This is a genomic window from Nocardia sp. NPDC059236, assembly GCF_042754085.1.
Lineage (GTDB): Bacteria > Actinomycetota > Actinomycetes > Mycobacteriales > Mycobacteriaceae > Nocardia.
The window spans coordinates 153945-161845 of sequence record NZ_JBHZAF010000021.1; the positions used below are offsets into that span (position 1 = coordinate 153945).

General features: G+C 66.8%; 10 protein-coding genes and 1 pseudogene. 9 read left to right on the forward strand and 2 right to left on the reverse strand.

The window, feature by feature from the left end; translation table 11 throughout:
- Positions 1-50 precede the first annotated feature (50 nt).
- Entirely contained in the window at positions 51-998 is a 948-nt protein-coding gene (locus tag ACFXIV_RS38645; RefSeq protein ID WP_379405207.1) for a hypothetical protein, read from the forward strand.
- Between the two features lie 124 nt (positions 999-1122).
- Positions 1123-1563: a hypothetical protein gene (locus tag ACFXIV_RS38650; protein WP_379405205.1), complete on the forward strand. Its 441-nt coding sequence runs from the start codon at positions 1123-1125 to the stop codon at positions 1561-1563.
- Here the strand turns inward: ACFXIV_RS38650 and ACFXIV_RS38655 are convergent.
- Complete coding sequence (locus ACFXIV_RS38655) at positions 1544-1969, reverse strand: hypothetical protein (protein ID WP_379421409.1); 426 nt, start codon at positions 1967-1969, stop codon at positions 1544-1546. The two genes, ACFXIV_RS38650 and ACFXIV_RS38655, sit on opposite strands and share 20 nt — an antisense overlap.
- 130 nt (positions 1970-2099) lie before the next feature.
- Complete coding sequence (locus ACFXIV_RS38660; protein WP_379421410.1) at positions 2100-2504, reverse strand: hypothetical protein; 405 nt, start codon at positions 2502-2504, stop codon at positions 2100-2102.
- A 249-nt stretch (positions 2505-2753) separates the two neighbouring features.
- Here ACFXIV_RS38660 and ACFXIV_RS38665 point away from each other — a divergent pair, with 249 nt between their 5' ends.
- From ACFXIV_RS38665 to ACFXIV_RS38695, 7 genes and pseudogenes are all read left to right on the forward strand, one after another.
- Positions 2754-3158: a hypothetical protein gene (locus ACFXIV_RS38665; protein WP_379405729.1), complete on the forward strand. Its 405-nt coding sequence runs from the start codon at positions 2754-2756 to the stop codon at positions 3156-3158.
- A gap of 20 nt (positions 3159-3178) precedes the next feature.
- Entirely contained in the window at positions 3179-3895 is a 717-nt protein-coding gene (locus ACFXIV_RS38670) for a MucR family transcriptional regulator (protein ID WP_379405731.1), read from the forward strand.
- Positions 3896-4293: 398 nt separating this feature from the next.
- Positions 4294-4800, forward strand: a complete 507-nt coding sequence (locus tag ACFXIV_RS38675; protein ID WP_379405733.1) for a hypothetical protein — start codon at positions 4294-4296, stop codon at positions 4798-4800.
- A gap of 2 nt (positions 4801-4802) precedes the next feature.
- A complete protein-coding gene (locus ACFXIV_RS38680) occupies positions 4803-5138 on the forward strand; it encodes a hypothetical protein (protein ID WP_379405735.1) in 336 nt (111 codons plus the stop codon).
- A 125-nt stretch (positions 5139-5263) separates the two neighbouring features.
- Positions 5264-5599: a hypothetical protein gene (locus ACFXIV_RS38685; protein ID WP_379405737.1), complete on the forward strand. Its 336-nt coding sequence runs from the start codon at positions 5264-5266 to the stop codon at positions 5597-5599.
- Positions 5600-5711: 112 nt separating this feature from the next.
- A complete protein-coding gene (locus ACFXIV_RS38690; protein ID WP_379421411.1) occupies positions 5712-7157 on the forward strand; it encodes a hypothetical protein in 1446 nt (481 codons plus the stop codon).
- A gap of 10 nt (positions 7158-7167) precedes the next feature.
- Positions 7168-7901 (forward strand): annotated as a pseudogene (locus ACFXIV_RS38695) (hypothetical protein); the annotation flags it as partial.

The following is a 7901-nucleotide window of genomic DNA, read 5'->3' on the forward strand; positions in this document are numbered from 1 at the left end:
GTGTGAAGACTTAAAGATTGCGTGCTCGACATCGTGAACAGGAAAGCGATTTGGATCTCGCACTACAGGCTCTTACCCCTGAACTTGGTGAGCTTTGCCGTGATTGGCGCCAAGGAGATGTGTTCGCAGGCGCGATGACATTCGTCTTCGACTCCATGTGGAAACCCCAGCAAGTCGAGACGATGCACGGCGCGGTGGTCGTCAGCCAGTCATGCGATGCTTCGCAACCTGGGCGCACCCATATTCAACTTGCGCCCGTGGTGCACATACGCGATCCCGATGAAGCAGGCGAGGCGGCATCTGGACGACGAACACAGTACGTCGCCATTCCCCAACTGGGCCAGGGCTTCTTCGCCGACCTTGATGGCATCACAACAGTTTCCAAGTCGGCGCTCGTCTCATTCGAGCGTGTCCAAGGAGTCAAGACTGATCAGGAGATTCGCGAGTTTGCGTTCTCAATCTCCCGGCGTTTCGGCCGGTTTGCCTATCCGGACGATGTCGTCGAGTGCCTGAGGCCGCTCACGAAGGCTCTGCGGTCGAAAGCACGCAGAGAACAGTCCCCGATGGGGAAGGCGCTCGCCAAGGTTCACTCGTTCCGGGTGCACTGCGAAGACTGGTCAGCTTCACCATATGAATTGACTCTCATCGTCATTCTGGAACCGGACGTGGTGCCGTCGGACCCGGATGACATCGAGACATGCCCGGACGACCTGGCCCCACCCGCGACTGAGAAGATCGGAGACCAGATCGCGTGGTATGCCAAATATCTGCAAGACGAAGGCATCGGCCCGACCGAACGATATTTCGCATGGCAGTACCTCGCCGAAGCCTGGGCCATGCAGTGCGAAATGACCGCAGAATCAATGCAACTCACGGCGATCGTCGGCTCAGTCACCGCTGAACTTGCTGCGGTCGATGACTTTCCGTTGTCACGTTTCCTGGTAACAGAGAGCCTGGATCTCGACTACCTGTCTGGTTCGCGGAAAGCCAACGCGTAGTGCTCACGGCTGGCCCGCTGGGCATGCGTAGTCACGAGTGAACGAGCACCATCGCCGGCCGACACGGGGCCGGTTGGGCGTGCATTCAACAGGCGCTCTGTGCCGCAGAGGGAGGATCGGAAGCGTGAGCGAACCGTACAAATATCAGGGGCCCGCGCTGAAGCCTGGCGACAGTGTCGGGTGGGTCGATCGAGATGGCGTCCTGCATGTGGAGGTCATAGGGCCCGGGCATCTTCAGGGTGCCTCGGACCCGCTTTCCGCCACCGTTCAGAGGATCGAGACAATCCTCGGCATGAGTGAGTTGTGGGACTGGGGCAAACCCGCGCGCACCTACGAGGTACAGCCGGACGGGCGCGCGATGCTGCGTGTGATCCTGACCAGCGGCGACCAGGCCAAGGCCGTCACGCCCTGGCACACTGGCCGCGAGCCGATGGACCTCGACGCGGCCGAGATCGCCCGCGACTGCGATATCCCGCTGTCGGAGGTGGCCGGCCGCGAGTTCACCGCGACCGGCGACCAGAGCGGCCTGCACGACTTCGCGCTCGTCAACGATCCGCGCGTTTGATAGCCGGTCGCCGCTGGGGCCGGTTCGCGTCGACGGTCCGGCGGTACCACCGTTTGCCGCCCTTGGTGTCGTCCGGTTCGACGTACTGGCCGCGGGAGATGTAGCCGCGTAGCGTGCCCGTCGCGATGCCGAGGTATGCGGCGACTTCGCTCTGAGTCAGCAAGTCGCCAGGGTCGCCGACCGGCTCGGGTGCCTCGGGTACGAACACCGCCCGCACGATCTCGTCGACGGCCGCCGCGTCGTAGAGCTTCCAATTCCCGCGCTTGGTCGGCAGGGCGGCCGGCCAGCGCGGGTTGGTAACCCAATGTTTCTGCACGGTGTTCAGCGCGCGGTCGTAGCGCTCGGCGATCTCGGCCGTCGTGAGGCCGTTCGCGGCTGGTGTGGCGTCGCTGGTCGGGTCTACCATCGCTGTGTACTCCGTTCGTGAGTAGTCGGTCCGGCCGGCGGGATTCCGATTGAGGGCGCGTGCGCCCCGTCCCGCCGGCCGTTCGCCGTTCAAGGGGCAGGGCCCGGGGGTTCCGGGCCCTGCTGGCTTGCTAGTTCGTGTCGCCCTCGTCGTCCTGGTCGGCGAGGATGATCTCCTCGAGGCGTTCGAGGTCCTCGGTCGCCCGCGTCGCCGCGATGATGGCCGCGCGGAGCATCCACCCCGGGCCGTTTTCGGCGGTGCAGACCCGGTAGATGGTCATTCCGGTCAGCCATTCCTCGACGATCTCGATCAGCATCTGCTTGACGACCTCGCTGCCCTGGGTGTCGCGGATCGCGCCGAGCGCGTTCTCGGCGCTGGCGATCAGGTCGAGCGGGCCGACGACGCCCACGATCCGCGCTTCGAGTTCGATCGGCGGGTACAGCTCGGCGCGGAGTCGCTTGGCGATCCGGTCGTACACCTCGCCTGCGCGGAGCTGGAAGCGGAGTTCGTATGCCTGTCGCTGGATGTTGTCCATTGGTTCTCCTTGGTTCGTTTTCATCGGTCTGCCGGTCGGGTCCGACCCCGTCCGACATGTATTACTATACAGCATGTACGTATCGTTGTACAGCGCTCTCTGTTGAATGAAACGGCAAGGCGGGCCGATGCGAGGGAATCGAGGCTGCGCCAGCGCCTTCTGTAGCGCGCTTTACAAACTCACCTCGCTCGTGCACACTATGTGTGTAGCGCGCTACGCACGGTAGCGCCGAGAGGGGAGTCGGACATCATGAGCATCACCATCGAGCAGCTGCAGAACCTCTGGAACAACGCGAACCCGAACGCGATCATCGACCGCGGCGACGACGCACCCGTCACCAAGGACGACCTGGCCGCCCTCGCCGCCGGCGTGGACACCGACGACAACGGCACCCCCGAGCCCGACCAGTGGCAGATCCTCGCCGACCAGCTCAACGACACCGACACCGCTGCCACCGATCCGTGGCTGGACCAGATCGCTGATGTCACCACCCGGCGCACCGCGGCCCGCGACGCCGCCGACGCCGCCGACGAGGTCTTCAACGCTGTGATCCGGGCAGCAGCGCAAAGCAAGCGGGTCGGGATCACCGCGATCGCCGCCGCCGCCGGGATCTCCCGCGAGCGGGTCTACCAGATCCGCGACGGCCGCCGGTGATCCACGCAGCACGCGAGCTGGTGACCCGAGCCGAGGCAGCGCCCCGGCTCGGGTTCGCCAGCGCAGCATCACTGAAGACGGTCATGGGCACGCAGCGCGCCCGCTGGCCCGCACCGGTCGCCTGCGCACTACCCACGCGCGCCCTGCTGTGGGACTGGCCCGACCTCGCGGCCGTGGCATACGGCCCGCGACCAGCCGGACGGTCCAGGCGCGCCGACGCCGCCGACGACGACGGGCTCGTGACCTGCCTGACGTGCGGACGCAGGTTTCGGTCCCTGGGTCCACACCTGAGCCGTGCCCACCAGCTCACCGCCACTCAGTACCGCACCGAGCACGGGTTGCCCGCCAGCGCCACTCTCATGGCACATGCCAGCCGCGAAACCCTCTCCGAGGCCAGGCATGCCGAGATGGCCGCCGACCCGGACCGGCTGGCCCCGATGCGAGCCGCCACACCGCCACTCGACGAGCTGGCACGACGCTCAGCCTCGGTGCGGGCAGCCACCGACAACCTGCCCGCAGTGCAGCACGCCCGCCGACTCTCCGCCCAGGCCAACAACCCCGCAGCGCAGGCAGCACGCCGCGCGGCAATGCTGGCCAGGGTGCAAGAGGCGGGTTACGCCTCGATCGAGGATGCGGTACACCGCACAGCGCACCTTTCGCGGAACGCCGCTGCCGAAAAGATCGGTGTCGGCCGGACCACGATCACCCGCTGGCGAGTCCGCTACCCAAGCACGTGATGCACGCGCGCCAGGTTGTTGCGCGCAAACCCGCTGGTCGCTTACTGTGGCACTACAAACCGCGACTGACGACCCGACCCCGGAACACGTCAGCCGCGGTTTTTTCATGCCTGTAGCGCGTCAAACCGGACCAATCCGGCAAGCAGTCCAACGAGCACCGATGGCCGGCCGCTGCGCCGGTCGCTCCGCAACCTCGGCCACGCAATGCACCGAGGGACGGCCCGCCTCTACGCAGTCCAGCGGGCCCGCTGCGCGCTACACCCCCCACCCGCACCATCCCGAGGAGTAGCCATGTTCGTCGAAACCCTGTCCGCCGCCGCTCACCTGGTCGACTGGTCGCTCGTCGGCCGCGCCACCGCCAACGTCGTCGGTGCCCTGTTCGGCGCCATCTTCTGACCATGACCAACGAAACCCGCACCCCCGCAACCAAACTCGTGCCATGGCAACGCCGATTGCTCGCGGACTTCCTCCGGACCGACAAGGACCAGGCCAATGATGCTGAAGCACCCGATCCTCGTCCTGCCTCTCACGTGGTGGGCGGACATCCTGGCCATGCTCAGCCACGGACCGCGCTGAACCTGGCCCTGGCCGCCGCCCTCGTCGACATGCGCAAGGGCCACCGCGTGCTCGTCGTCACCGTGAATCGTGACGCGGTCGCCCACCTGCTCGCCGCCGCCCGGCAGTTTCTGCGCACCGGCGAGCGCTTGAACGTCACCAATGGCAGTCAGCAGATCACCTGCCCATCGGGCGGATGGATCCGCTTCCGCTACTACAGCGGTGTCACGCGCGGCTCTCTCCGTGGATTCACTCTCGACCGTGTGCACGTCGACCACTTCAAGCTGTGGGACGAACTCGAGCCAGCCTTGAACAGTGCGGCCGCCGGACCGGCTATCACGCACCACTGACCATGGCCACCCGCAGGACAACGACACAGAAGGGCCTCGGCTGGCGCCACCAGCAACAGCGCGACGCCCTGCTCGCCCGGCACCGCGACGGCGCGCGCTGCTGGTGGTGCGACGAGCCCATGTACCGGGATGCGGCCCGCAACGTCGACGGCGAGAGCCTCGCGGCCGACCACTCGCACGCTCGATCCCAGGGCGGCACCAAGGCCGACCGCCTGCTCCATGGGGTGTGCAACAAGGCCCGCGGCGACGGCTCGCGTGACCACCTGCGTCCGGCGCTCACCCGGACGCGCGGCGGGTGTCCGGGCAACGTCTTGGACTGGGCCCCGGCGAGCCTCTGACCTGCACAAACGCCGAATATGGCTCTGACCTGGGATTATTCCGACCCCCGGGGGGCCTGACTCGATCGCGGTAGTCAGGATCTTTTTTTGTACGGCCCGAAACTTCCGGCGCCGAGGGGGTGGGAATGGACCACGATCTCGCCCCTGGCGGCGCTGAACTGTTCGAATCGCTCAGCGATCCGGCCGATTCGGCCGAGTTGTCCGCACTCGTCCTTGAGGCGGCCCGCATCAAGGACCGGTTGGACCGTCTCGACCGCCTGATCCGCGGCGAAGAGGAGTTGTGGGCCCGCCTGGTGACCGCGCGGGGCGGCGACGACGCCGTCCTCGAGGTCAAGATCGACTCGGCGCTGACCGAGGCCCGGCAGCAGGCGACCGTGTTCCGGCAAATGCTCACCGACATCGGCCGCCAGCGCAGCCAAGCGGGGGGCGCAGGTGGGTATGACCCTCTCGACGATCTCTAGCGAGGACGTCGACGCTCGGTTCGCGGACATCATTGCCGCGGAGTGGCCGAAACTCACCGGGCGACAGACGCCCGAGGCGCTGCTCTACACGCCAGGCGACTTCGACCTCGGTATGCGCGCGGCGGCGCTGGGCAAACTGTCGGGCTCACGCATCCGCATGATGCCGTGGCAGCTGTGGTCCCTCGAAAGGATCATGGCGCGCAACGCCGATGGGACATGGACGCATCCCGAGTGCTGCCTGATCGTGCCCAGACAGAACGGCAAGAGCCTCGTCCTGGCGCTGCGGGTGCTGTACGGGCTGTTCAAGCTCGGCGAGAAGATCATTTTCTCGGCGCACCAGTGGGAGACAGCGAAATCGCTGTGGAAACGCACGTGGGCGATCGTCAAGTCGACCCCGTGGATGGCGAAACGCGTCGAGTCGAAGACCTGCTCGCAGGGTCGCGGCACGATCGTGCTGACCACCGGCGCCGAGGTCGTGTTCACGACCCGGTCGGCACACGCCGGGCGCGGCCTGGACGAGATCGACCTCGAGATTTACGACGAGGCGTACGACCTCACCGAGGCCGACATGGCCGCGCTCAGCCCAACCAAGATGAACGCGGACGATCCGCAGACGATCTACACCTCGAGCGCGGTCAACCAGGCCGATCACCCCAACGGGCAGGTTCTCGCGTCGGTGCGTCGACGGGGCCGTGCCGCCGACGAGACGGGCCTGTTCTTCGCCGAATGGATGGAAGGCGATGGCGACCGTGCAGCCCCCGATACCTGGCGACTGGCGAATCCTTCTTACGGCGTGATCGCGACGGAAAAGAAGCTCGAGGGCGAGCTCAAGAAGTTCGCGACCGAGGCCGGCCGCAAGGTCTTCGATTGCGAGTACCTCGGGCGCGGCGACTGGCCCGTCGACGAGGACGAGGTCGAGCCCGCGGTCGATCTGGACTGGTGGGACCAGCTCGCCGAGACCGATGTCCGTGTGCATGGCCCGCGTGCGCTGGCGATCGAGATGTCGACCGACCGGCAGACGTGCATGATCGCTGCCGCGACCCGGACCAAGGGCCGTGCCGAGCGGATCCGCGTCGAGATCGGCTACTACGGCCCGCCCGCGCCCGTGATCGCCCGCATCGTCGACCTTGTCGAACGCTGGGATCCGTGCGCGGTCGTGATCAACTCCAGCTCCCCGGCGGCGGCGCTGGCCGCGAAGCTCACTGAGGTCGGTATCGAGCCCGAGATCACGCACGCCGGCGCGGCCGCGCAGAGCTGCGGCGGATTTATCGACGACGCGGGCGAGGGCCGGATCTCGCACGCGGGCGACGAGCGGCTGTACAGGGCGCTCGAGACGACACCGACGATCGAGGTCAAGGGCGGCGGCGTCCGCTGGGACTACACCGCACCGTATGCGACTGCCGCGCAGGTCGTTTCGCTGGCCCGCTGGGGCCTGCTGACGCTCGGGAAGATCACCAGCCCTCCCGCCTCGCCCTCGACGGGCACGCGCACCGCGGCCGCCCGGTCGCACCAGTCCACCCGGTCGACCGAGCTCGACGTGTTCGCCGCAGCGTTCTAGGAGGTGACCAGTGCCTACCGAGGTCAAGCCCGCCAAGCCCGTGTTTCGCGAGAAGGGCTACGTTTCCGGGCTCAATTCCAGTAGCGGGCTGGGCAATTTCTCGCAGTGGGAGCAGTTCGAACGCGTTCCCGAGCTGCAGTGGCCGGCCGCGATCGAGATCTACACGCGCATGGAGCGCGAGGACTCCCGCGTCACGTCGCTGTTGTCGGCGATCGGCCTGCCGATCACTGGCGCGAACTGGCATATCGCCGCGGCGGGGGCGAGTGCTGAGGTTACCGAGTTCGTCGCCCGTAACCTCGGCGTGCCGATTCAGGGCGGCGGCGATGTCGCCGCGCCGGCGCGGCGCAAGGGCCGGTTCTCGTGGAAGCAACACCTCGAATACTCGCTGAGCTCACTGCAATTCGGGCACGCGGTGTGCGAGCAGGTCTATCGGGACTACGGCGACGGCCGTATCTGGCTACACAAGCTCGCGCCGCGCCCGCAATCGACGATCTCGGCATGGAACGTCGCCCTCGACGGCGGTCTCGACTCGATCGAGCAGCTGGCACCGGCTACCGGCGGCGGCATGGTCTCCGGGCCGACGCCGCTCACTCTCCCGGTGAGCCGCCTGGTGGTCTATTCGCGAAAGATGGAGCCGGGCAAGTGGATCGGTAAGTCGCTGCTGCGCCCGTCCTACAAGCATTGGCTGCTGAAGGACGAGTTCCTGCGTATCGAGGCCGTCGCCGCCCGCCGTAACGGCGTTGG